Annotated in this window: 18 protein-coding genes and 1 tRNA gene; 4 read left to right on the forward strand and 15 right to left on the reverse strand. The window is 43.3% G+C overall.

From position 1 onward, the window contains the following. Positions 1 to 62: 62 nt before the first annotated feature. The 3 genes from CS948_RS19835 to CS948_RS19845 all read right to left on the reverse strand — a co-directional run bounded on the left by CS948_RS19835 (position 63) and on the right by CS948_RS19845 (position 3345). Positions 63 to 1859, reverse strand: a complete 1797-nt coding sequence (locus CS948_RS19835; RefSeq protein WP_099293933.1) for a lysophospholipid acyltransferase family protein — start codon at positions 1857 to 1859, stop codon at positions 63 to 65. A 25-nt stretch (positions 1860 to 1884) separates the two neighbouring features. Beyond that, complete coding sequence (locus tag CS948_RS19840; RefSeq protein ID WP_255302090.1) at positions 1885 to 2175, reverse strand: DUF721 domain-containing protein; 291 nt, start codon at positions 2173 to 2175, stop codon at positions 1885 to 1887. 63 nt (positions 2176 to 2238) lie between these two features. Beyond that, positions 2239 to 3345, reverse strand: coding sequence for a DNA replication/repair protein RecF (locus tag CS948_RS19845; protein ID WP_099293935.1), 1107 nt, complete (start codon positions 3343 to 3345; stop codon positions 2239 to 2241). A gap of 217 nt (positions 3346 to 3562) precedes the next feature. Between CS948_RS19845 and CS948_RS19850 the strand changes: the two genes are divergently transcribed. After that, on the forward strand, positions 3563 to 4249 hold the full coding sequence (locus CS948_RS19850) for a tol-pal system YbgF family protein (RefSeq protein ID WP_099293936.1): 687 nt from the start codon (positions 3563 to 3565) through the stop codon (positions 4247 to 4249). 118 nt (positions 4250 to 4367) lie between these two features. Continuing rightward, positions 4368 to 5321 carry a DMT family transporter gene (locus tag CS948_RS19855; protein ID WP_099293937.1) on the forward strand — a complete coding sequence of 318 codons (954 nt, stop codon included), beginning with the start codon at positions 4368 to 4370 and terminating at the stop codon, positions 5319 to 5321. A gap of 266 nt (positions 5322 to 5587) precedes the next feature. On the opposite strand, the gene tig is transcribed toward CS948_RS19855, so the two are convergent. The 5 genes from tig to CS948_RS19880 form a co-directional block, all read right to left on the reverse strand. Next, positions 5588 to 6943 carry a trigger factor gene (tig, locus tag CS948_RS19860; RefSeq protein ID WP_099293938.1) on the reverse strand — a complete coding sequence of 452 codons (1356 nt, stop codon included), beginning with the start codon at positions 6941 to 6943 and terminating at the stop codon, positions 5588 to 5590. 82 nt (positions 6944 to 7025) lie between these two features. Further along, positions 7026 to 7107, reverse strand: a tRNA-Leu gene (locus tag CS948_RS19865). A 64-nt stretch (positions 7108 to 7171) separates the two neighbouring features. After that, the gene (lptB, locus tag CS948_RS19870; RefSeq protein ID WP_099293939.1) at positions 7172 to 7903 is read right to left on the reverse strand and encodes an LPS export ABC transporter ATP-binding protein; all 732 of its coding nucleotides are present in this window, start codon (positions 7901 to 7903) and stop codon (positions 7172 to 7174) included. A 69-nt stretch (positions 7904 to 7972) separates the two neighbouring features. Beyond that, a complete protein-coding gene (locus CS948_RS19875) occupies positions 7973 to 10489 on the reverse strand; it encodes a DUF5686 family protein (protein ID WP_366842294.1) in 2517 nt (838 codons plus the stop codon). 64 nt (positions 10490 to 10553) lie between these two features. Further along, positions 10554 to 11519, reverse strand: coding sequence for an SIS domain-containing protein (locus tag CS948_RS19880; protein WP_099293940.1), 966 nt, complete (start codon positions 11517 to 11519; stop codon positions 10554 to 10556). 237 nt (positions 11520 to 11756) lie between these two features. Here CS948_RS19880 and recQ point away from each other — a divergent pair, with 237 nt between their 5' ends. Next, on the forward strand, positions 11757 to 13931 hold the full coding sequence (recQ, locus tag CS948_RS19885) for a DNA helicase RecQ (protein ID WP_099293941.1): 2175 nt from the start codon (positions 11757 to 11759) through the stop codon (positions 13929 to 13931). 27 nt (positions 13932 to 13958) lie between these two features. Here the strand turns inward: recQ and CS948_RS19890 are convergent, their stop codons facing one another. Next, positions 13959 to 14621, reverse strand: a complete 663-nt coding sequence (locus tag CS948_RS19890; protein WP_176555178.1) for an MgtC/SapB family protein — start codon at positions 14619 to 14621, stop codon at positions 13959 to 13961. Between the two features lie 106 nt (positions 14622 to 14727). Between CS948_RS19890 and nhaD the strand changes: the two genes are divergently transcribed. Continuing rightward, a complete protein-coding gene (gene nhaD / locus CS948_RS19895) occupies positions 14728 to 16029 on the forward strand; it encodes a sodium:proton antiporter NhaD (protein ID WP_099293943.1) in 1302 nt (433 codons plus the stop codon). Positions 16030 to 16149: 120 nt separating this feature from the next. Here nhaD and CS948_RS19900 read toward each other — a convergent pair whose 3' ends face one another. From CS948_RS19900 to CS948_RS19925, 6 genes are all read right to left on the reverse strand, one after another. After that, the gene (locus CS948_RS19900; protein ID WP_099293945.1) at positions 16150 to 17418 is read right to left on the reverse strand and encodes an adenylosuccinate synthase; all 1269 of its coding nucleotides are present in this window, start codon (positions 17416 to 17418) and stop codon (positions 16150 to 16152) included. A gap of 47 nt (positions 17419 to 17465) precedes the next feature. Further along, on the reverse strand, positions 17466 to 17918 hold the full coding sequence (locus tag CS948_RS19905) for a Fur family transcriptional regulator (protein ID WP_099293947.1): 453 nt from the start codon (positions 17916 to 17918) through the stop codon (positions 17466 to 17468). 84 nt (positions 17919 to 18002) lie between these two features. Then, positions 18003 to 20198: a bifunctional (p)ppGpp synthetase/guanosine-3',5'-bis(diphosphate) 3'-pyrophosphohydrolase gene (locus tag CS948_RS19910; RefSeq protein ID WP_099293948.1), complete on the reverse strand. Its 2196-nt coding sequence runs from the start codon at positions 20196 to 20198 to the stop codon at positions 18003 to 18005. A gap of 97 nt (positions 20199 to 20295) precedes the next feature. Continuing rightward, complete coding sequence (gene murI / locus CS948_RS19915; protein WP_099293950.1) at positions 20296 to 21120, reverse strand: glutamate racemase; 825 nt, start codon at positions 21118 to 21120, stop codon at positions 20296 to 20298. Between the two features lie 107 nt (positions 21121 to 21227). Next, positions 21228 to 21746 carry an OmpH family outer membrane protein gene (locus tag CS948_RS19920; protein WP_099293951.1) on the reverse strand — a complete coding sequence of 173 codons (519 nt, stop codon included), beginning with the start codon at positions 21744 to 21746 and terminating at the stop codon, positions 21228 to 21230. Positions 21747 to 21902: 156 nt separating this feature from the next. After that, positions 21903 to 24446 (reverse strand): outer membrane protein assembly factor, encoded by a 2544-nt coding sequence (locus CS948_RS19925; RefSeq protein ID WP_099293953.1) that lies wholly within the window; start codon positions 24444 to 24446, stop codon positions 21903 to 21905. Position 24447 lies beyond the last annotated feature (1 nt).

Raw genomic sequence — 24447 nt, forward strand, 5'->3', positions numbered from 1 at the left:
TTTAGATTTAGTGATTTTCAATCACTGAATCATCAAATCGGTAATCACAAAATCCATCAATTTTATAATTCCACGTTATCCGACGAGAACCTGCTCAATATCGTATCGTCGTTAATCTCCTTCGACAGCGACTCGATCGTCTTCATCGGCACGTCAAAAATATCTAAAATAAGTAAACCGTCCAAACACATATTAAATTTCGGATCAATATTAAAACCGATAATTCTAGCATTCAGAGAAATATATTTTTTCAATAATACCGGCAATTTATCACTCGACGGCTCTATATCACCGATCATCTTATCCAACACGCCAATATCCTGCCGTGCCGCATCCAACATGACCTGTACCCCGGGTTCCTCCGAATGTACTTGATATTTTGAACGCGGTACCACGTATTTCGCTAACTCGTGGCTATAATGGTTCGCTTGAATAAATTTCATTATCAACTCCTTCGAGGCTTCCGTGTATTTCCCGCTAATCGTGACGGGACCTATTAAATAACGGTACTCCGGATTCTTCAACAAGAAATAAAGAATACCCTTCCACAGCATAAACAAGGGAAGAGGCTTCCGCTGATATTCCTCCGTGATAAAAGAACGCCCTAATTCTATGGACTCGTACAATACCGGCAGCATCTCCTTCCGCATCTTGAACAAGGTATGAATATAAAATCCTTTTATCCCGTAGCGGTCGATAATTTCTTTCCCTTTTCCCACGCGGTAAGCACCCACGATCTTCTCCTCTTCCTTGTCCCAGATAAAAAGATGATAATAATACAAGTCAAACTCGTCCAAATCAATACTACGATTTGTACCCTCGCCGACAGCACGGAACGTAAGTTCCCGCAAACGCCCGATCTCGTTCAACACGTTCGGGATCTTCACGGACGGGGAGCAATAAATATCGTAGTTCTTCATGTTAAATAACAAGTAATCGTCAGCGATGCCCGCGATCTCCTTCTTCAACACCGCACTATCCGTTTCCGCCGCGATAGGTTCCGCTTTAGGCATAGCTTTTTGTGATTTAATGAAAAACTTCTTTACCTCTAGTGCCGAGCCAAGTAAATAGGTCTTGGCACGTAAAAATTTCCCGTACTGGGATAAATCATGGAATGAATCCTGCGAATCCAAACCGATAGGGTTCCCGATTCGCAATTTCACCACCCGATTCTTCTTATTCAATAATTCTGAAGGCAACTTCATATTCCTCAACATCGGGTGAATCAGTCCCAACAGGTAAAATAACAAACTGTTCGAACCTTTGAAATAAATGGGAATGACCGGGACTCTCGCCATCTTGACCAATTTCAACACGGAAGTATCCCACTCCTTATCCTCGACATGATTCGAATCCACTTGATAAGTAGAAGCCTCCCCCGCCGGGAATATACCCAACGGTTTACCATCTATGACGTGACGCACGGCCTCCTTGATCACCCGAGTATTCGGGTTTTTCCGACGGGAAGCCGGTTCCAGTCCCAGCACGTAATCCTGTATCGGGGTAATCTTCTTCAGCAGAAAATTCGCCATCACTTTATAGTCCGGACGAATCTTGCACAATAACTTAATCAAAATAATACCGTCCAATCCCCCGAACGGATGATTGGACACCGTGATAAACGCCCCTTCCTTCGGTATTTTTTCAAGGTCTTCCTCGTTTATCTCGACGGTTACCCCCAGAGCCTCCATCAAACTATCGATCACCAGCTCGGGATCATCACTGTTCACCTTCGTGCTCAGCTTATCCAACTTGTTCAGCCGCAACAGGTACATGACCAACTTGGAAACCAAACTTCCCCTGAAACGCTCTAAACCCCACGGGGCTGTCAATAAATCATTCGCGTCAATTAATCTCATTTATCTTTTGCATTAAATGTCCCTTTCAGAACACTATAATATCTTTCACTATATCACTACCGATTCTGTCGTTCAAGGCTTTTATCAGCCCTTCCTTCACCATCAGTATTTCATTTTTCACCACGGAAGAAGTGAAACTCACGAAAATCTTCCCGTCTGTAATCCGTATACTTTTCGTCCGGGAAGCAATCATTCCCCCCACGACGTCCGGCCAAACCTGACAAACCTCTCTCTCCTTGAACTGACGGGATAATCCCATCTCTTCCAAGTACATTTCTACCAACTCATCCATTGTCAAAGTCTTTCCCTGCTTCACGATCTTTATTTTATTGGTTATTCTACAAAAATACTACTTTCTAATCAATTTGAAATCATAAATCTAAAATTTAAAATCACTGATAACCCCTTGATCGACTTTAAAGATTTTATAATCAATAGCGTGCAATCGCAATATTTCATCAATATGCCCCCGGTTCGTGTCGGTGATAAAAACCTGCCCGAAATTCTCTTCCGACACGATGCGAATAATCTGGCTCACCCGGTCAGCATCCAGTTTGTCAAAAATATCATCGAGCAACAGCAAAGGCTTTACCCCTTTCTGTTGAGCCAGATAAGCGAACTGGGCAAATTTCAAAGCCGTGAGAAAACTCTTTTTCTGCCCCTGCGAACCCAACCGCTTCACGGGATACCCTTCTATACTCAGCGTGATATCGTCCCGGTGAATCCCCACCGTCGTGTAAGTCAACACTCTATCCCGATCGAAATTACCGCGCAACGATTGCAGGTAATCATTTTCTTTTATCGTGGTGGAGTACTCCAAGGTTACCTTTTCTCTTCCCAACGCCACCCGATCATAATACACTTGAAACACCTCCGCCAATTCCGTGATAAACGCAAGGCGCCGTTCCAGAATCACCCGACCGTTGTCAGCCAACTGTTCATCCCACACGGATAACATATCAGCATCTATCGGCATTCCGGCATATTCTTTCAAGAAACTGTTCCGCTGCGCCAGCACCCGATTATACCGGATCAGTACTTGTAGATATTCTTTGTCACACTGGCTGATCACCCCGTCGATAAAGCGACGCCGTTCTTCACTGGCCCCGTCTATCAGAATCACGTCTGCCGGGGAAATCATGACCAGAGGCAATAAACCGATATGATCCGAAAGTCGTTCGTACGACTTTTTATTTTTCTTGAATACCTTCTTCACCCCTTTCTTCACCCCGCAATACACGTCAATGTCTTCCCCGTCCCGCTCGTACATCCCTTCCAACACGAAAAAAGCCTCCCCGTGCCGGATACTTTGCGCGTCGGGCAAATTGAAATAACTCTTGCACATGGAGAGATGATACACGGCGTCCAGAATATTCGTTTTCCCCACCCCGTTATTCCCGATAAAACAATTAAATCTCGGGCAACAAGCGATACTTGCCTCGGCGATATTCTTGTAGTTGACAATATTCAAATCCTTTAAAATCATGCCAATAAATGGTTACTGGTTATAAATCGCAAGATAAAAAGTCTACCCGCGACCGATCACCAAAAGTAAGTAAAAGAAGCTTAGATTCCGACGAATGTATAATTTTTTGCATAAAATTTCGCTGTCCCCCTTCTGTTATCAAAAAAAAAACTAATTTTGCACGTTGACGATGGATGCGTCGTAGGAATAAAAAAGTAAATAATAAAAACATATAACAATGTCAAAAAATAACCAGAAACGTGCGGACGGCTTCGAGCAGATTGAGGAAGCCACGATCTCAACAGAACAATTTATCGAGAGAAACTCAAAATTATTGGTCAGAGGTCTTCTTGTTGTTATTATCGTTATTGCCGCTATTTTCGGCTACCACAAATTCTACAAGGAACCCCTCGAAAAAGAGGCTCTTCAGCAAATGTTCGTGGCAGAAACTTTATTTGAAAAAGATTCTTTCAATTTGGCCCTTAACGGAAACATCAACAATCCCGGTTTCTTGCAGATTATCGAGGACTACGGCTCCACTCCCAGCGGGAACCTCGCTAAATATTATGCAGGTCTATGCTATCTATACTTGGGTGACAACCAGAATGCCATTAAATTCCTCGAGAAATTTTCGACCGATGATATGATATTCTCCACTTTGGCAAAGGCCAATATCGGGGATGCCTACATGCAATTGGGCGAATACAAGAAAGCTGCCGGATACTACCAGAAAGCAAGTAGTGACAACACGAATCTGTTGACCACCCCTTCTATCTTGATGAAAGCCGGACTGGCATACGAAAAAGCAAAAGACTACAAGAACGCATTAGCGATGTACGAGAAACTGGAGAAAGAATACCCGGCATCCATGGAAGCCAGAGAGATCGAGAAGTACATCACCCGCGCTCAATTGAACATGAAATAACTCTCACATTCAATAATGCTTATTTAGAAGGCGTGCATTCGATGCATGCCTTTTTTATTTCAAAAAAGAATATCAACACGAATAGAAAATAGTAATTTTGTCGCCTAGTTCCGATGTTATGAATGTAAAGGCTAAAGGATATGTTTTAGGCGCAGTTGCCGCGGCGACTTATGGTATGAATCCCTTGTTCGCACTACCTTTGTACGAAGCGGGCATGAACCCGGATTCGGTACTCTTTTTCAGATACCTGTTCGCGATTCCCGTGTTAGGTATCATGCTCAAAGCAAGAGGACGAAGTTTCAAACTGAAAAAGCAAGAGATATTACCGTTGATTATCATGGGACTGTTGGTGGCACTATCCTCACTTACCCTGTTTCAAAGTTATAACTACATGGAAGCGGGTATCGCATCGACCTTATTATTTGTCTACCCGATCATGGTTGCGCTGATCATGGCTATTCTCTTCAAAGAGAAATTAACCATACAGACAATCCTATGTATCATGCTGGCATTGGGCGGTATCGGCTTGCTTTACAAAGGGGGCGACGGTAACACCCTCAACCTGACGGGCATCATGTTGGTTATGGCATCGGCTCTCTCGTATGCTATTTATATTGTAAGCGTGAACCGCCCGAAACTAAAGGACATAGCAACCCTTAAACTGACCTTCTATGTATTGCTTTTCGGGCTTTCGCTATTCTTCGTACGCGTAGATTTCGGGCAAAGCCTTCATGTTGTCGACACATGGTACCTGTGGGGTAATTTGGTTGCGTTAGCCATTTTTCCCACCGCTATATCATTCCTCTGTACCACGCAGGCAATCCAATACATCGGTTCCACCCCGACCGCCATCCTTGGGGCTCTGGAACCTCTGACGGCAGTTTTCTTTGGGGTCACCATTTTCGGAGAATCTCTGACACTGAGATTAAGTTGCGGTATATTGATGATCATTTTGGCTGTAACATTAATCATCGCCGGAAGTAACGTAACCACTTATCTGGTTCGTTTCAGGAAACTGTTCCCCAAACTTCCGCTCAAAAGGAATATTCCTTCACGCAATTCGTACAAGTAGCGACACGAACACGAAGCACCCGGGTGCTGATATTGTCATTCGTTTGTTGTTTATTCGGGGTTCAGACATTTCGAAACGTGCTAACAACGGTTCAACAACGATTGAATATCGAGAGAAGGAGTCGATTTCGGTAGAAAAAGGACTTCATGTGGTGGGATGTTCTGGCTTGATTTGTGGATTTTCACGTGACCGATATTTTCCATTTATCGCCCGGTAAAAACAAACCCCGCCTTCTCAGACGGGGTTTTATATCGGAAAAGATAAATCTATTTCTTCTCGAACAATTTACCGAAATCATCCATAGAGATTTCTTGTTCTTCCAATTTCACGCTCTCTTTAATCGTGTCGAAAATCTTGTTTTCCAAGGCACGGTCATACAAGCTGGAACGTTGTTTTTCGTTCTCCAACAAACGAGCGGCAAAACCGTCCAATTGCTCGTCTGACAAACCGTACAACCCGTATTGTTGCAATTGAGCGGCAGCAACTTCACGACCGACAGCCTTCATATCCTCGTCTTCTACCCGAAGGTTGTTATCCTTGATCATGTCGCCTTTGATCAACTGCCATTTGAATTCGTCACGGTAAGCGTTGAAATCCTGCTCGACCGCTTCGGGAGTCATATTTTCATTGGTAGCTAACATCCAACGTTTCAAGAATGCTTCAGGAAGAACAACGTCTTCGTTCTTCTTCAACATCTTGTCGCGAGCGTCCACCGTCAAACGATATTCGCTATGAGCTTTGAATTGTTTAGCCAAATCTTCTTTCACGCGTGCACGGAATTCCTCAACGCTCTTCACGTTGCCTTCGCCGTATACTTTATCGAATAAAGCCTGATTTACTTCCGCATCGATATAACGTTTAACCTCGCTAATGATAAAGCAGAAATCAGAAGTAATATGTTCGGCCTCTTCTTTATTCACTTGTAACAAAGCAGCGTAATCCGTTTTGTTGGGATAAGCCTTGGAAGGATTGAATACCACTTCATTTCCTGCTTTCTTACCCTCGAAAAGTTTTACTTGCTCTTCATCTTTCATGTGAGCCAAAGACAATGAAGCATCTTCCACGCGGATTCCGCCTTCTTTCGGTTTTCCGTCTTCGCCCAACTCGATCAATTCACCCTTCACGTATTCCGATCCCTCGATCACGTCCACGGGACTCAATTCGCCGTTGTTCTTGCAGATACTTTCAACTTGTTTGTCTATCATTTCCTCGTCCACCTTGATGATGTAATAAGGAACCTTCTCCCGTTTGCTCAACTTCACGTTCATCACGGGAGCCATAGCTATATCGTATACGAACTCGAAACTTTCAGCATCCAGATTCAATTCTTTCTGATCCGTTTCGCTCGGAAGCGGCTCTCCCAAGATGTGCAAATCGTTCTCTTGGATAAAATTAGACAGACTCTCTCCTATCAACTTGTTGATTTCCTCAATCAAAACGGCTTTACCATACATTTTTTTGATAATCCCGAAAGGAGTTTTTCCCTTGCGAAAACCGTCGATCACCGCTTTTTTCTGGTATTCTTTCAACGCGTCGCTCACGCGAGTTGCGTAATCATCCTTATCCAATTGAATCTTAATTGTTGCATTAAGATCATCGATTTGGTTTTTCGTTACATTCATACTTCTCTATGTATAAAACTATTTATGATAAAACAAACAAAACAAAAAAGGCCACCTTGTTTAAGGCGGTCCTCTCTTCAAGTGCGGGCGAAGGGACTCGAACCCCCACGCCTTGCGGCACTAGATCCTAAGTCTAGTGCGTCTACCAGTTTCGCCACGCCCGCTTGCTATTTTGACGGTGCAAATATATTGCTTTTTCATGAAAAGCAAAATGATTTGCCCCTTTTTTTATTTCTTTCTTCTCAACTCGAAGTTTTTACCGAGATAAACCCGTCTAACTTCCGGGTCATTCGCCAAATCCTCTGCCGTTCCGGATTGCAGGATACGACCGTCATACAAAAGGTAAGCCCGATCGGTAATACATAATGTTTCCTGCACGTTGTGGTCAGTGATCAGAATCCCGATATTTTTCTCTTTCAATTTCTGCACGATACTCTGGATATCCTCCACCGCGATAGGGTCTACCCCGGCAAAAGGTTCGTCCAACAAGATAAATTTCGGGGCAATCGACAATGCCCGGGCAATCTCCGTGCGCCGACGTTCACCTCCCGACAATTGTATCCCTTTACTCTTCCGGATATGTTGCAGACCGAACTCGTCGAGCATCTCTTCCAGACGTTCGCGCTGGTAATCTTTCGGGAAAGTACTCATTTCGAGCACCGCTTTGATGTTATCTTCCACGCTTAATTGACGGAAGACGGAAGCCTCCTGCGCCAGATACCCCACTCCCAATTGTGCCCGACGGTACACCGGCTCTTTCGTGATTTCCCGGTCATCCAAAAAAATACGCCCGCCATTCGGCTTGATCAATCCCACGATCATGTAAAACGAGGTGGTCTTCCCTGCCCCGTTAGGTCCTAACAGACCAACGATCTCTCCTTGCTGCACGTCCACGGAAACCCCTTTTACAACGGTTCGGCTTTTGTATCTTTTTACAAGGTCCTCGGCTCTTAATTTCATATCGTTCAGTTTTACCGCGCTAAGATAGTCTTTTACAATTGAAAATTGAAAAATGAAAATTGAAAATTACTAGAAATTTAGATGTATCGAGAAATTTATGGCGAAATTATCCACTTTCTGTCCCGAACGGTCGCCCCGATGTGTCAATCGCCAGATGGCATCCACCCGGATCAGACGCAAGATATTTTCCACCCCGACACCCGCCTCGATATAAGGCTTGGACACGGACGACATACCTTCCGGGAACAATAGTATAGCCCGGGTATCGGATAAACTACCGTTGTTTTTATCGGACAACCGCCCCCACAACGCTTTCACCGTGACGACCTCACGCCATTTCAACCGTTTCATCAACGGGATCTTGCTCAAGAAGAATCCCCTGAAATGATGTTCCCAGAATACCGCCGCCCACAGGTCGGACGCAAACTCGTAAAAATTCATACACGAGAACGCATACGGGTCATAGAAATAGGTAGCGTTTCCCTCGTGCAATTTCAACAAAGGATAAGGCACTTTCCCGAAAATCTTTCCACCCGTAATCATAAAGTCACTATACCCGATAGGAGCAATATGCATGTCATGTTGCACGGATATTTCCGCCCGGTAATACTCGTAATCACTGTTCAGCACACCCTTCAAACCTGCCACGAGGTCAATACCCACGATCGGGAAATCCGACCCCATGGACACTTTGTCAAAATCCTGCCGCACCACGATCTCGTTCTTCGACAAACGGGTTCCCAAGCGGAATTGCGTAGTATGTATCTGGTTAAGTTCCTTCCCGTCCGGACGAATAAAATCAACGTATTTCGTCGGGTACATCTGACGATATTCCAGAGCGAAACTATTGGAAAATCCTTGCCACCATTCTTTCTCGTACCGGAAATCAAATTCATTAATCATCGTCAACTTCTCGTTATTCCCGCGGGAGAAAATCGAACTCAATATATTACCTGTCGTGAACGCGTTCTCGCTCGCGCCAAGTTGAAACACGTCATGCTTGCCACTCACGGTAAGTTTCGAGGTCGGTTGGTTATTGAACATGTATTCCACGGTACCGCCTCCCTTGAATTTCTGGTCTTTCGTGCTGTACGCCCCGTAGCCCGAGAGTCGGATACGCTTACTGAAATCACTGGTTGTCTTTGCCCCCAGCTGGAAACGGTTTCCTTCCAGTTTATTAAAACTATATAGCTTATAGTAGGGTCCGAAACCCACGTATTTTGTGTTATAATACCCAAGGAATACCGTCTGGATCATGTCATATATATTCTGGTAGAGAGGAACATTTTTAATCGAATCCACCATACTATATATATTCTGTTCTTTTTCCGACAATTGGTAAGGTCGTACATTCTGCCAATAATTCTCGTCATTCTGGAGGACATTCTTATTTATAGTGACCTCGCTGTCCAGTTTCAAAATCTCGGACGGGATCGCTTCATTCACGGTCACGTTGGAATAGTCTATCTGCCGATGTCCCATGAACGAAATCAACTTGGAAGAATCCCGCATTTGCACGGTGAAGTCCGCCAATATCTTATCCTGTTTCAAGAACCAAGTCGAATCATTGATCAATTCATTCGTCGTTTCTATCGCCAGATCCTTAATCCAGTTCACGTTCAAACCTTTTATCATGCGCATCTGGGCAGACTCTAACGCCCAAGTCGTGGAGTCAATATTCACCTCCCCGTCAAACACGGGCGTAGATTTTCCCTTGGGATGAAAACGAATCTTGTATATTTTTCTGCCTTCCTTTTGCAAGCTATCTACCAGAAAATACTTGTAATACAGCAAACCGTGATCACACAAGGGACTGACAAAATTCACTTCAAAAATATTGATATAGTTATCGTACAAGTTCACGTTCACGTGTAAATGTCCCGTGAACTGAGCGAGACTATAATCCTCCTGAATTCCGGAAATTCGGCTCGCTTTCACGATCTCCCGGGACAAACGGGGTGACCGCCGATAATAATAATCCGCCGAAGCCTCCGAAATCATCACGGGCAGATAAGCTTTTCCCGTGATCGCGGACGTATCCATGTACTGGAAAATAAACCCGAAATTCTTCTGTAACTTTTTATTCTTGAACTGGGGTTTCAAGTTGGCCACATCCAATTCCATTTTCGTGTAGGTGGAGTAGCTGTAAGCCTCTTTTTCTGCCGGATTATTTCTTTTCTTGTTCTTTGAAATGTTGCGTAATATCGCGTGGGCGGGATTCTCTCCCGGTGTCACCTTCACTTCATCCAAACCGGTGACAATCGGAACCAGTTTAAAATCAATCGTGTTAAAAGCACCTTTATTGACCGGCTTCGTCTGTTTCTCGTATGACACGTACGCTGCCATAAGTTCGCTCACGTTCTCCCGCGTTTCGAGATAGTAATTCCCGTCAAAATCCGTTGTCACGCCAATTGTCGTACCCACGAATAATAAGGTCACCATAGGTAACGGCTCGCCCGTTTCCGCATCTGTCACGGTTCCCCTCACCTTTGTTGTCTGGGCGTTCAACACAGAAACCCATATCATCAAGAAAAATAATAAACACAACTTTACACGTCCCATGAAATTATCCATTTTAAATTTCAAATTCTAAATTTTAAATTCAAACTGACTTCCGTTCAATCTAAAATTCAAAATTTAAAATCAAATATTATACCACTCCTTCGCGCAATATGTCATGTATGTGTACCATTCCTTTATAGTGATTCTCCCGATCTACCACCACCAACTGTGTGATACTATTTTTTTCCATCATCCGGTAAGCATTATAAGCCAACTCTTCCTCGGAAATCGTTTTGGGTGCTCCGGACATGATATCTCCCGCCGTCAAACCGTCGACATCCTCGTACTTCTCCATCATCCGTCGCAAGTCCCCATCCGTGATAATTCCGAGCAAATGTTCTTCGTTGTCCACGATCGCCACGGCTCCCAGACGCCCTTTCGACATGGCTAGAATTACCGGACGTATTCCGGCTTCGCTCTTGATATTCGGTCGATTGCTACCATCATAAACGTCTGCAACCCGCGTATAAAGCCGTTTCCCAAGAGTCCCTCCCGGATGATATCTGGCAAAATCCCTACTAGAGAAACTTCTACATTCTATCAAACACATCGCTAATGCATCTCCCAGCACTAACTGTGCCGTAGTTGAATTTGTGGGAGCTAAATTTAAAGGACAAGCCTCTTTTTCTACTTTGGCCTTTAATATATAGAGCGCATTTTTCGCCAGAAACGAGTCTGTATTGGACACCATCGCGACAATATTCTTGTTTCCGTTGTTACGGATCAGAGGAATCAATACTTTTATCTCCGGTGTATTTCCACTTTTGGACACGCAAATCACCACATCTTCCTCCCGAATCATTCCCAAATCTCCATGAATAGCATCCGCGGCATGCATAAATACCGCCGGAGTACCCGTGGAATTCATCGTTGCCACGATTTTTGTCGCGATAATCGCACTCTTTCCTATCCCGGTAATGATGACACGCCCTTTACTTTCATAAATTAACTTAACGACAGCCTCAAAATCATCATCTATGTAGTTTGCCAGATTTTGGATGGCTTCTGTCTCATCCTGAATTACTTTTCGCGCAAATGCTTTTATATCTACCATCTCTTTCGATTAAAATTATTCTATTTAACACCATGAACCAAGCAAAAAAAACAAAAAACTATTGTACTTATCATTTTTTGCTATAACTTTACTAGGGACAAAAGTATCATTTTTTGTGATAGCTTAAAAACGAGTGGTGATAGATTTATTATTGAATATTTTGTTTGGAAAAACAAATTAAGTTATAAATTTGCGCACCCGTCTAAAAACAGGGTGTGTGAAAATTTAAATAAAACAATGGGATTGCAGATAGATTTACATGCTAAATTAAAAGAGTATTTCGGCTTTGATAGTTTCAAAGGGAATCAGGAGGAGATAATAAAGAATGTCCTTGCCGGGAATAACACATTTGTTTTGATGCCGACAGGAGGGGGTAAATCTTTATGTTATCAACTACCTGCACTAATACTCGACGGAACAGCTATCGTGATATCTCCCTTGATTGCTCTTATGAAAAATCAGGTAGATGCCATGCGTTCCTTCAGCGCATCAGAGGGGGTTGCCCACTTCATGAATTCTTCACTCAGTAAAAGTGACATCTTGAGTGTAAAAGAGGATGTCCTAAGCGGGAAGACCAAATTACTATACGTGGCTCCGGAATCCTTGACCAAGGAAAGTAATGTCGAATTTCTCCGTAAAGTTCGAATCTCTTTCTTTGCCGTTGATGAGGCTCACTGTATTTCGGAATGGGGACATGATTTCCGTACGGAATACCGTAAAATCAGACCGATTGTCGAACAAATCGGGAAAGCCCCCATCATTGCCTTGACGGCAACGGCTACCCCGAAGGTACAACACGACATTCAGAAAAATCTGGATATGCTCGACGCTCAGGTTTTCAAATCCTCTTTCAACCGTTCGAATCTTTATTACGAGGTTCGCCCTAAAACTGATCCGGCCAAAGATATCATCAAGTTTATAAAAAACAACGAGGGGAAATCCGGTATCATCTATTGCCTGAGCCGTAAAAAGGTGGAAGAACTCACGGAATTGCTTTGCGTGAACGGCATCAAAGCTGCCAGTTATCACGCAGGAATGGATGCCGCTGCCCGTAGCAGCAATCAAGATAAATTCCTGATGGAGGAAGTAAACGTGATTGTAGCCACGATCGCTTTCGGTATGGGCATTGACAAACCGGACGTACGTTTCGTGATCCACTATGATATTCCTAAAAGTCTGGAAGGATACTATCAAGAAACAGGACGTGCGGGACGGGATGGCGGAGAAGGGTACTGCTTGACATTCTATAGCTATAAAGATATTCAGAAGTTGGAAAAATTCATGCAGGGCAAACCTATTGCCGAGCAGGAAATCGGGAAGCAACTCTTGATGGAAACGGTTTCTTACGCCGAAACATCCTTGTGCCGGAGAAAAGTGTTACTACACTATTTTGGGGAAAATTACGATGAGGAGAATTGCGGCGCCTGCGATAATTGCCTGTACCCAAAGAAAGAGTTCGAGGGCAAGGAATTCTTGATTGACGCACTCAACGCCGTACTTGAAGTAAAAGAAAAATTCAAGGTCGACCATTTGGTTAAAGTCTTGATCGGGGAAACCGATTCAATGATAAAATCGTATCATCATGACGAGCTGGAATCTTTTGGTATCGGCTCCGACAAAAGTTCACAATTCTGGAACATGGTTTTCAGACGAGCGCTTATTAGTAATTATATAGAGAAAGATATTGAACAATACGGGGTCATCAAATTATCAAAAGAAGGCCACGAGTTTTTAAAGGAACCTAAAGACTTTATGCTGATGGAAGATCATAATTTTGAAGAATCTGAAGAGAAACTTCAGGAAAAGGGAGGTGTATCAGCACTTGACAACACTCTGTTTGCCATACTGAAAGACTTACGGAAAAAGATTGCCAAGAAAAATAACCTGCCACCATACGTCATTTTTCAGGATCCTTCTTTGGAAGACATGTGTACCAATTACCCGATCACGTTGGAAGAGTTAGCCAACATTCAGGGTGTCGGTACCGGAAAAGCCCAGAAGTACGGGCAGGAATTCGTTGAGGTCATCAAACAGTATGTTGAAGACAACGAGATCGAAAGAGCCCAAGATCTGGTTGTAAAAACAGTTGCCAACAAATCGAAATTCAAGGTATATATCATTCAAAATATTGATCGCCAAATTGATTTGGAAGACATCGCTTCTGCTGAAGGATTAACTTTTGAAGAACTCATCAAGGAAATGGAAGCCATCGTCTTCTCCGGGACAAAACTGAATATTGATTACTATATCAATAAGATTCTGGATGATGAACAACAACAAGAAATCATGGATTATTTCATGGAAGCGAAAAGCGATAATATCGGTGACGCTTACGATGAATTTGACGGCGACTATTCAGAAGAAGATCTCCGACTGATGCGATTGAAATTACATTCCAAACATGGAAACTAATAAAAAAGCGACCTTTCGGTCGCTTTTTTATTCCATTCTGTCCAGAATCACATCCGGAAGATGCTGAATGAATTGAAACAATAAAGTTTCATCTCCCGTCTTATGCGTCCGAATGACCATAGTTACCCGGTAAGTGGTTATATCCCCTAATTTACCTGACTCCGTGGAGTAAGAACCTATCTGGTGTTTTTTCCGTTTGATCTCGTCGGTTATCTCTTTTATAACTTCTTGACTTGACGTTGTGAACACTAACAAAACATTCCGTTGGCTAAACTTCTGGAATAAATACCCCAGACCTTCCAATCCCAACAATGTTAATAACATGGCGCATATTCCCAACCAATATTGCCCGGCACCTACCGCCAAACCGATAGCGGAAGTTGCCCATATCCCGGCAGCAGTGGTCAATCCCCGTACAAATAATTTCTGTATGATAATTGTTCCCGCTCCAAGGAAACCGATACCACTTACCACCTGTGCCGCGATACGGCTGGGGTCGAGTCCTATACCCGTGTCCCCCAAGATATCCCAGAAACCATATTTCGAAACAATCATAAACAGGGCACTTCCCAAAGCAACGAGGAAGTGAGTTCGGAATCCGGCTTCTTTTGCCCTGTACTCACGATCCAAACCAATCAGCGCCCCCAGTATCCCGGCTACCAACAACCGCAAGAAAAAATCCCATGTCATCATATCGTGTTACATTTTATTTTAACCTCATGTTCACCACAAAGATAAACCAATCTACGCAAAATTGCGTATGAAAGATACAATTCAGTCCAAAAAGTTCACAGACATGATACTAACCATCATTATCACATTTATCCTCGGATACACTCTGATCGCACTGGAACGACAAATCGGCGTCAACAAAACCGCCATAGCTCTTATCTTGGGAATCACGTTATGGGTATTCGCTTTGTTTCAAACAAAACTGGATGTAAATACTCAAATTATAGAACACCTCGGGAATACCGCAGAAATTTTATTCTACTTACTGGGAGCCATGACGATTGTCGAATGGGTAGACACGCACGAAGGGTTCAATCTGATTACCAAACACATCACAACGAGAAACAAACGGAAACTACTCTGGCTCATCGCATTCATCACCTTTATCATGTCTTCCGTTCTGGATAATTTAACGACAGCTATCGTGATGATTATGCTCCTGCGCCAACTTGTTACAAATCAGCAAGAACGTTGGATTTTCGGCAGTATCATCATTATTGCCGCCAACGCGGGGGGTGCATGGACTCCCATCGGGGACGTGACCACGATCATGTTATGGATTCACAACAATATCACGTCCATGAACGTTATCCGCCACCTGTTTCTGCCCAGTCTGGTTTCTCTACTTATTCCCGTCGGCATCGCGACATTCTGGTTGAAAGGTGAAATTCAAGATCAATCCGCTAGTATTCGTTCGAATCTCCCGGGTATTTCACACAAAGAACAAATCACGATTCTCGCTCTAGGCATCGGCAGTCTGATCTTCGTTCCCGTGTTCAAGGAACTCACGAACCTGCCACCATTCATGGGTATCATGTTTGCATTAGGTTGTGTATGGATATACACGGAGATGCTATACAACCGCAAAAAAAATATCACGCGAGAAAACACGCATCGCATTCCTTCCATTCTCTCGAAAGTCGACTATTCCACACTACTATTCTTTCTTGGAATATTAATGGCCGTTGCCGCATTACAAGTCGTGGGAATTTTAGACCAAATGGCAACTTTCTTGAATGATCGAATACACAATGTCTATTTTATCAACACGATTATCGGCTTTCTCTCCTCCGTCATTGACAACGTTCCTCTCGTGGCGGCAGCCATGGGGATGTACCCGCTTACTCATGCCGACGGTACACACCTCTCCGCTTATATGATGAATTTCACCACGGACGGAACTTTCTGGGAACTCCTCGCCTATTGTGCCGGTATAGGCGGCAGTATTCTGATTATCGGTTCTGCCGCGGGAGTAGTTGTTATGGGTATGGAAAAAATCAATTTCACATGGTACCTCAAGCACATTACATGGATTGCTACTCTCGGGTATCTGGCGGGAATAGGTATATATTATATCTGTTTATAAAGTTCATAAGGTTTATAAAGTTCATAAAGTATGCCTAAATGTAAACTTTTTTAGTCATGGGATGACCTTATGAACTTTATAACTTTACAAACAAAAAGAGCTGCAATCGCAGCTCTTTTTCTACTCTGTATATCTCTCGATCGTTTGTCCCCGGTCGGGTCCCACGGATACAATCTTGATAGGCACTCCGGTTTCTTCTTCAAGGAATGCCAGATAATTATTAAATTCTTCCGGAAATTCATCTTCCGAAGTCATTTTAGTCATATCGCATTTCCATCCCGGCAATTCGGTATAAATCGGTTTTACACCTTCCGTGATATCGAAGGGGAAATAATCAACTTCCTCCCCGTTTACCTCGTAAGCCACGCAAGCCTGTATCGTGTCAAAGGAGTCCAACACATCACTCTTCATCATGATCAGTTGAGTCACCCCGTTAATCATGATGGCATATTTTAAAGCTACCAGATCTACCCAACCGCAACGACGTCTGCGTCCGGTTACGGAACCGAACTCGTGTCCCAAGTCACACAATTTCTCACCTGTTTCGTCACTCAACTCTGTCGGGAAAGGTCCGCTTCCCACGCGGGTACAATATGCTTTAAAAATTCCGTACACTTCACCGATACGATGGGGAGCTATTCCCAACCCGGTACAAGCACCGGCACATACCGTATTGGAAGAAGTCACAAAAGGATAAGAACCGAAATCGATATCCAACATTGTTCCCTGTGCACCTTCCGCCAAGATTGATTTCTCGTCATCCAAATATCGATTTATTTCATGCTCGCTATCCACGAGTTGGAATTGCTTCAAGTATTCAATACCTTCCATCCATTCTTTCTCTATCCCCGTCAGGTCATAAGAGAAATTCAAACTTTTCAATATCTGTTCGTGACGAGCTTTTGCCCGAGCGTATTTATTCTCGAAATCATGCAGGATATCTCCCACGCGCACACCGTTACGACTGATTTTATCCGTGTATGTCGGTCCGATACCTTTTCCGGTAGTCCCCACTTTCGCATCCCCTTTGGCTGCCTCGTAAGCTGCATCCAACAACCGGTGCGTCGGCAGAATCAAGTGTGCTTTCTTTGATATATGAAGTTTCTTTTTAAGATCATGTCCGGAAGCGGCCAAAGCCTCGGCCTCCGCTTTAAACAAAGCTGGATCAACTACCACTCCGTTACCGATAATATTCACCTTATCCCCTTGAAATATCCCGGACGGGATGGAACGAAGTACATATTTCTGCCCTTCAAATTCAAGTGTATGACCGGCATTAGGTCCTCCTTGAAAACGAGCCACGACATCATACCTAGGGGTCAGTACATCAACTACTTTCCCTTTTCCTTCATCTCCCCATTGCAATCCCAACAATACATCTACTTTCATCTGATATAATTTTAACTTCTTAAAAAACAAACATGCAAAAATAATATTTATTTCTTTCCGGCCAACTTGCAAGCGTGACAAATCCCATAAATATAAAGCATGTGATGATGCACGGAAAAATCATATTTTTCCTCCACGTGTTCCACGATCTCCTCCAAGCGGGAATCCGAGAACTCTTCCACTTTTCCGCATATCTTGCACACGATATGCTCATGCTTCTTGTTATTATAAGCCCGTTCGAACTGCGCGATATTATTCCCGAATTGGTGCTTGATAACCAATTTACATTCCAACAATAAATCGATCGTGTTATACAAAGTGGCACGGCTTACCCTGTAGTTCTTGTTCTTCATAAAAACGTATAGGGATTCGATATCAAAATGCCCGGCATGTGAATAAATCTCATCCAGAATGGCATACCTCTCGGGCGTCTTCCGATGTCCTTGCTGTTGCAGGTAAGTGGTAAAAATCTCTTTTACCGTCTCCTTTATTTTTTCCATTGAGTCCAAAGCTAATTCAATTTACAACATGGCTAAGTTACAACTTTTATCCGAAGAAAACTCACTATTTAGACGAAATTTAATTTAGACATCCAAATTCTCCACTCTTGAAACGTTCTCGACGCCCTTCAGAGAAGAGATTTTCATCATTAAATTGTTCAAATCGGCAGTGTTATGCACGTAAAGATGAATCATTCCCTCGAATATCCCGTCTTTCGTTTCAAAATGCACGGTACGCATATTCACGTTACTCTCTTTCGAGATAATCATCGTGATATCGCTGACGATTCCGATACTGTCAATCCCGTTCAATTTAATTACCGCAAGGAAAGACATGATCTTGTGGCTAACCCACTTCACCGGGACAATCTTATCCCCGTAACTGGACATCAGTCGTATGGCTTCCGGGCATTTACGCTTGTGCACGGTGATCTTATCTCCCTCGATCTTCATCCCGACTACATCATCACCGGGAATCGGGTGACAACAAGGAGCAATGATAAAATCCGAAGCATCTTCCGTCACGTCATTAATGATCTTCCCTTCTTCTTTCTCGACCGGGGCTTTCTCTTTATCGCTTTTGAAGAACTGCAATTTCCAGTACTTCACGAATTTATTCTCCGACTTTTTCTTCAATGCCTTCCGCACGTCTTCGACACTCAAATTCCCTTTCGCCAAACTGACATAAAGATCATCTTTATTATCCAATTTCAGATGCAGCAGAGCCTTGTTCAGATTCTCCGTACCAAAAGGCAATTTCATATCTTCCAACAGGTTCTCGAACATCATCGTTCCGATCTTCACCTGTTCCTTTTTCTCCCGACGGAAAATCATCAATATATTATTCCTCGCCTTTGCCGTCACGATAAAGTCCAGCCAATCACTCTGCGGCTTCTGTTTATCACTTGTCAACACCTCCACCTGATCCCCGCTTTGCAGCACATGGCTCATCGGCACCAATTTATGATTAACCTTTCCACCGATACAGGAGTTCCCGATCTCCGTGTGAATATCATAAGCAAAATCCAACACGGTCGCTCCCTTCGGTAAGGTTCTCATATCTCCCTTAGGAGTGAAAACCCGAATTTCTTTAGCGAAAAGATTTAGCTTGAACTCGTCCAAGAACTCCAAAGCATCCGTTCCGGGCTGTTCCAGCATCTCTTTAATCCCCGCCAACCACTTGTCCACCTCGTTACTAGCCTCGGCATTATCGCCTTTATATTTCCAGTGAGCCGCCAATCCCTTTTCCGCAATTTCATCCATCCTTCTGGAACGGATTTGCACCTCTATCCATTTACCTCCGGGTCCCATAACTGTCAGATGCAATGCCTCATAGCCGTTTGCCTTGGGCACACTTACCCAATCCCGGATTCTCTCCGGCTTCGGGCTATACATATCCGTAATCAAAGAATAAATATTCCAGCACTGCCATTTCTCCGGCTGATTGTCCTTGGGCTCAAACACGATACGCACGGCAAGTAAATCATAAATTTCCTCGATAGAAATATGCCTGCGCTGCATCTTAGACCACACCGAATACACGCTCTTTGTCCGGGCGGTGATATCATACTGGTAACCGCTTTCCGTCAGGCGTTCCCGAATGGGGGCTATAAACTGTTGGTATAACCCGGTATTCTCGTCCCGGTAAGCATGAATTTTCTTTTCCAGCTCCTGATATTCAAGCGGATTTTCGTATTTTAAACTCAAATCTTCCAACTCCGTCTTGATGGCGTGCAATCCCATCCGGTGAGCCAAAGGAGCGTATATATATAAGGTTTCACTGGCAATCTTTACCTGCTTGTGTTCCGGCATGGCATCCAACGTGCGCATATTATGCAAACGATCGGCAATCTTGATTAGAATAACACGTACATCATCCGCCAGAGTCAGTATCATTTTCCGAAAACTCTCAGCCTGCTTGGTGGTATCACTTCCCATAACTTCACTGATCTTGGTTAACCCGTCCACCAAAGAAGCAATCTTCGCCCCGAACAAATTAGCAATATCCTCTACCGTGTAGTCCGTATCCTCCACGACATCATGCAATAACGCGGCGATAACCGACTTGGTTCCCAAACCGATCTCTTTAGCCGCAATCTTCGCTACCGCGATCGGGTGCAATATATAAGGCTCCCCCGACTTCCGTTTTACCCCTTGATGAGCTTCCCGGGCAAACTCGAAAGCCGTGCGAATTAATTTTATACTCTCTTCTGTCGTTCCCTTTCGCAAAGATTGTAACAAATCCTCGAAAGCCGCGTTAATCATTTCCTGCTCGTTCATAACCGTCTCCAATTTTAGATTTATTGATTTCAGATTTTAGATTCCTACCCACTCCCTGTCCCTCGAATCATAAATCGTAAATCATAAATCGTAAATCTTATATTTCTATATGCCGCGACACCACATCCGCCTGCATAAATAAAGCTGCCATTTTATCAAACATCCCTCCTTTTTCAGTGGTAAGGAACTCCACTTGTCCCCCTCGTGAAAGCATTCCTTCCATTTCAGGATGACGATATAAATAGTCTTTCAAACTCCGGGCCACGATCTCTCCCTGCTGAATAACTTTTACTCCCCGGGGAATAAAACGGTCAATTACCCCGCGCAAAAGAGGATAATGTGTACATGCCAGTACAACCGTATCAATCATGGGATCCGCCTGCATTAAAAGATCTATATATTTCTGCACAAAAAAAGCTGCCCCCGGGGAATCAATCTCGTTATTTTCAACGAGAGGCACCCACATCGGACAGGCTTGTTGCGTCACTTCAAATCCTTTTCCAGAATGGATTTTCGCTATTTCAAGCAAATAAGACTCGGAAGCCACCGTACCCGAGGTAGCGAGTACACCGATATGCCCGTTACGCGTAAAATCAGCGACCGCCTCCACGCTAGGTCGGATGACACCCAACACTCTCCGTCCGGCATCTATCCGTGGTAAATCGACTTGTTGTATTGTCCTTAACGCCTTTGCCGAAGCCGTGTTACAGGCAAGGATAACCAATCGGCATCCCATATCGAACAATTTCAACACCGCTTCCCGCGTATACTTGTACACCACGTCAAAAGAACGTGTACCGTAAGGGGTACGAGCGTTGTCGCCCAAGTAGATATAATCATACTCCGGCATCTCTTTCACAATATCTTTCAATATTGTCAATCCCCCGTAACCAGAATCAAACACCCCTATCGGACTATGCATGTATCTAAATTTATTTAAATTAATAGCTGCTAATATACCTTTTATTCGCAATTAATGCAAAAAAAAAGCCGCCTTTCAGGCGACTTTATTTACTTTAATATATACGATTATTGAAGTCCCAACTTTTTCTTTACCAAGGGCAATACATCTTCGCTATTATCAGCTGCATACAATAAAGCATTCTGGGTAAAAATATAAGTAAACCCATTCTCTTTACCTACTTCTTGTGTAGCTTTCTGTATTTTATCCATGATCTCACCCATCAACTTATTGTAAGTTTCTTGCATTTGTTGATCGGCTAACTCCCGGAAACTCTGGATTCTCTCTCCCAGACTTCTGATTGACTGCTCTTTATTAGCACGAGTCAATTCTGAATATGTTTTTTCATTCGCCTGATATTCTTGAATCTCCTTCTGGTAATTCTCGGTCATTGATCTTAATTCTTTTTCAATCTCTGCCTGTTTTGCTTGTAATTCAGCTTCAGCTTTCTTAGTTTCAGGCATTATCGCCATCACTTTTTGCACGTCAAGATGACCTAATTTGATCGGTTTTGCCGTTTGAGCAGAAGTAGCAAATGCTACAAATATAAATGCCACCAAGGCAAATAATTTAATTGTATTCTTCATAATGTTTGTCTTTAAAATGTCTCACAAAAATAATAAAATTAATTTCCCATTCCTAGCCTGCATACATAATGTATGCTATAATTTACAATTTATGATTTACAATTTATGATTCAAGTGAAAAATTAATCTAAAATCTGAAATCGTAAATCTAAAATATTAGAATTCTTGTCCCAACACAAAGTGGAATTGTGAACCACCGACACCGGAGCGTCCGGGTACATCATCAAATCCATATCCCCAGTCGATACCGAGCAAACCGAACATCGGCAGGAATACGCGCAAACCGACTCCCGCGGAACGATACAAGTTAAACGGTTCGAAATCCTTCAGTTCGTACCACGAGTTACCTGCTTCCAAGAACCCTAAAGCATAGATCGTTGCCGACTGAGCCAAAGAGATCGGGTAACGTAATTCAAGCGTGAACTTGGAATACAAGCTGGCGTCAGACCCTTGCGGAGCCATAAAGCTGGAACCCGCGTTCGTCAATGATCCGTTCTCGTAACCACGCAAACCGACATATTCACGTCCGTACAAACTATAACCGGACATTCCGTCACCTCCCATCTCGAATCCCTCGAACGGAGACTTCCGGTTTTTATCATAGTGTCCCAAATAACCGTACTGGGCAGAAGCATAAAGTACCAAAGGACGTTTCTCGCTATGAGTCAGAGGAGTGAAAATCTTTCCACTGAATTTCCATTTGTGGTACTCGATCCACCTGTATTTAATCTGATCTTTCTCTGCCTCGAAATGACGGCTAGAGAACAAAGAATAAGGCGGAGTCAATGCCAACGAGAAGGTAAACTCACTACCTCTTTTCGTGAACAAGGGGTTATCAATAGAACTCCGTTTGATCACCGTGGCAATAGAAAGGTTGTTCGAATTTCCGTTACTAAATATATAATAAGGCCAATTCTTCAACTGATATCTCTGGAATGAAATCTCGTTATACATCGTGAACCAGTCATCCGGCCACTTGATACGACGTCCCAATCCCACGCTGAATCCATAAGTAAGCATCAACTGACGGGTGTCGTAATAGTCGGACGCGTTCGCCGCCTGAGCGTAATAAGAATTCCGGTAACTGCTGGAATAACCTGTCTGACGAGAGAAATACAAAGAAACACTCAACGAGTTCGGTTTCTTTCCTCCCAGCCAAGGTTCACGGAATGATAAACTGAATGAAGTATAATATTTACCGTTCGTCTGGGCCTTCAAACTGAACGTCTGACCGTCACCCTGCGGAAGAGGACGATAAGTATCCCAATTAAAAATATTACGGATAGAGAAGTTCGTGAAGGTCAATCCTACCGAACCGATGATCATACCGGCTCCCCAACCTCCCGAAAGCTCGATCTTATCATTCGCTTTCTCGACTAACTTGAATATGACATCCGTTGTTCCCGCTTCCTGATTAACATTCACCAAGTCCGGTGCTATTTGTTCCGGATCGAAATGTCCCATATTCGCCAATTCACGTGCGCTTCGTATAATATCTTCACGGCTGAACAACTCACCCGGGTACACGTACAATTCCCGACGAATCACGTGCTCGTGCGTACGGTTATTACCTTGAATAATTACCTTGTTAATCGTGGCCTGAGTACCCTCGGCAACACGAATTTCCAGATTTATAGAATCTTCACCCGCGATAGTTTCGATCGGCATCAGACGAGAGAACAGATACCCGTTATTCTGGTATATATTGGATACGGCATCCTCGTCCGTGGTAATACGTTCGTTCAAGTACTTACTATTATATACATCTCCTTTTTTGATATTCAATATACGGCTCAACGTCTCTGAATCATATATTGTATTACCTACCCAAGAGATATTATTGAAATAGTATTTATTTCCTTCCTGCACATCAATATAGATCTTCACCCGTTTCGGGGATATCTGGACAACACTATCGGAAACAATCACCGCGTCGCGGAAACCTTTCTCGTTATATTTATCGACAAGATGATACTTATCTTCGTCATAATTCTTCTCGATATAATTTGACGATTTAAAGAAATTAACCAATGATTTTTCTTTCGTCTTCTTCATGGCAGCTTTCAGACGACCGTCTTTCATTTGTTCGTTTCCGTTAATGATAATGTCGGCAATCTTTATTTTATTGTGTTTTTCCACGATGACATCCAGAACCACGTAATTCTTCTCTTTTGGATCATCCCGTTGAATAATCTTGATATTCGTGTTATAATATCCTTTCTCTTTCAAGTATTTCTCGACTTGGCTTTTCAAGGTCGTCTTCATGAAATCCGTGACCTGCGACCCAACCCCCAAGTTCATTTTTTCCTTAATCTTGTTTTCCTCGGATTTCTTCAAACCGATGTAATTGATCTTCGAAAGCTTATGCCGTTCCTGAATGTACATGGTCAAATATACCTTGTCATCTTCAATCCGGTCGACAGCAATGGATATATTCGAAAACAAACCTTGATCGTAAAGCCTCTTGATCGCTCTCGTTATCGTTTCACCCGGAATTTGAATAGGCATTCCTATCGTCAACCCGGCTATAGATGCCAACCCGTCATAATCTCCGCCGACAACCTTTACACCTGCCAATTCATAGGTCTTCGGGGAAGAATAATAGATATCAACTTGTTGCTGCACAGTATCTGCAACTTGAGCTTTTGCTCCACAAATACACAATATAAATATTAATACAAGCGTTATTTTTCCTGTCATT

The organism is Butyricimonas sp. Marseille-P3923 (assembly GCF_900184685.1).
GTDB lineage: Bacteria > Bacteroidota > Bacteroidia > Bacteroidales > Marinifilaceae > Butyricimonas > Butyricimonas muris.

What these genes read in the sequence shown, in the direction of transcription:
- CS948_RS19910 (WP_099293948.1), bottom strand. Translation starts at nt 20,198, where the DNA reads ATGAACGAGCAGGAAATGATTAACGCGGCTTTCGAGGATTTGTTACAA.
- CS948_RS19880 (WP_099293940.1), bottom strand. Translation starts at nt 11,519, where the DNA reads ATGGTAGATATAAAAGCATTTGCGCGAAAAGTAATTCAGGATGAGACA.
- CS948_RS19855 (WP_099293937.1), top strand. Translation starts at nt 4,368, where the DNA reads ATGAATGTAAAGGCTAAAGGATATGTTTTAGGCGCAGTTGCCGCGGCG.
- CS948_RS19900 (WP_099293945.1), bottom strand. Translation starts at nt 17,418, where the DNA reads ATGAAAGTAGATGTATTGTTGGGATTGCAATGGGGAGATGAAGGAAAA.
- CS948_RS19925 (WP_099293953.1), bottom strand. Translation starts at nt 24,446, where the DNA reads ATGACAGGAAAAATAACGCTTGTATTAATATTTATATTGTGTATTTGT.
- lptB (WP_099293939.1), bottom strand. Translation starts at nt 7,903, where the DNA reads ATGAAATTAAGAGCCGAGGACCTTGTAAAAAGATACAAAAGCCGAACC.
- CS948_RS19850 (WP_099293936.1), top strand. Translation starts at nt 3,563, where the DNA reads ATGTCAAAAAATAACCAGAAACGTGCGGACGGCTTCGAGCAGATTGAG.
- CS948_RS19920 (WP_099293951.1), bottom strand. Translation starts at nt 21,746, where the DNA reads ATGAAGAATACAATTAAATTATTTGCCTTGGTGGCATTTATATTTGTA.
- CS948_RS19835 (WP_099293933.1), bottom strand. Translation starts at nt 1,859, where the DNA reads ATGAGATTAATTGACGCGAATGATTTATTGACAGCCCCGTGGGGTTTA.
- CS948_RS19845 (WP_099293935.1), bottom strand. Translation starts at nt 3,345, where the DNA reads ATGATTTTAAAGGATTTGAATATTGTCAACTACAAGAATATCGCCGAG.
- recQ (WP_099293941.1), top strand. Translation starts at nt 11,757, where the DNA reads ATGGGATTGCAGATAGATTTACATGCTAAATTAAAAGAGTATTTCGGC.
- CS948_RS19905 (WP_099293947.1), bottom strand. Translation starts at nt 17,918, where the DNA reads ATGGAAAAAATAAAGGAGACGGTAAAAGAGATTTTTACCACTTACCTG.
- CS948_RS19890 (WP_176555178.1), bottom strand. Translation starts at nt 14,621, where the DNA reads ATGACATGGGATTTTTTCTTGCGGTTGTTGGTAGCCGGGATACTGGGG.
- nhaD (WP_099293943.1), top strand. Translation starts at nt 14,728, where the DNA reads ATGATACTAACCATCATTATCACATTTATCCTCGGATACACTCTGATC.
- murI (WP_099293950.1), bottom strand. Translation starts at nt 21,120, where the DNA reads ATGCATAGTCCGATAGGGGTGTTTGATTCTGGTTACGGGGGATTGACA.
- tig (WP_099293938.1), bottom strand. Translation starts at nt 6,943, where the DNA reads ATGAATGTAACGAAAAACCAAATCGATGATCTTAATGCAACAATTAAG.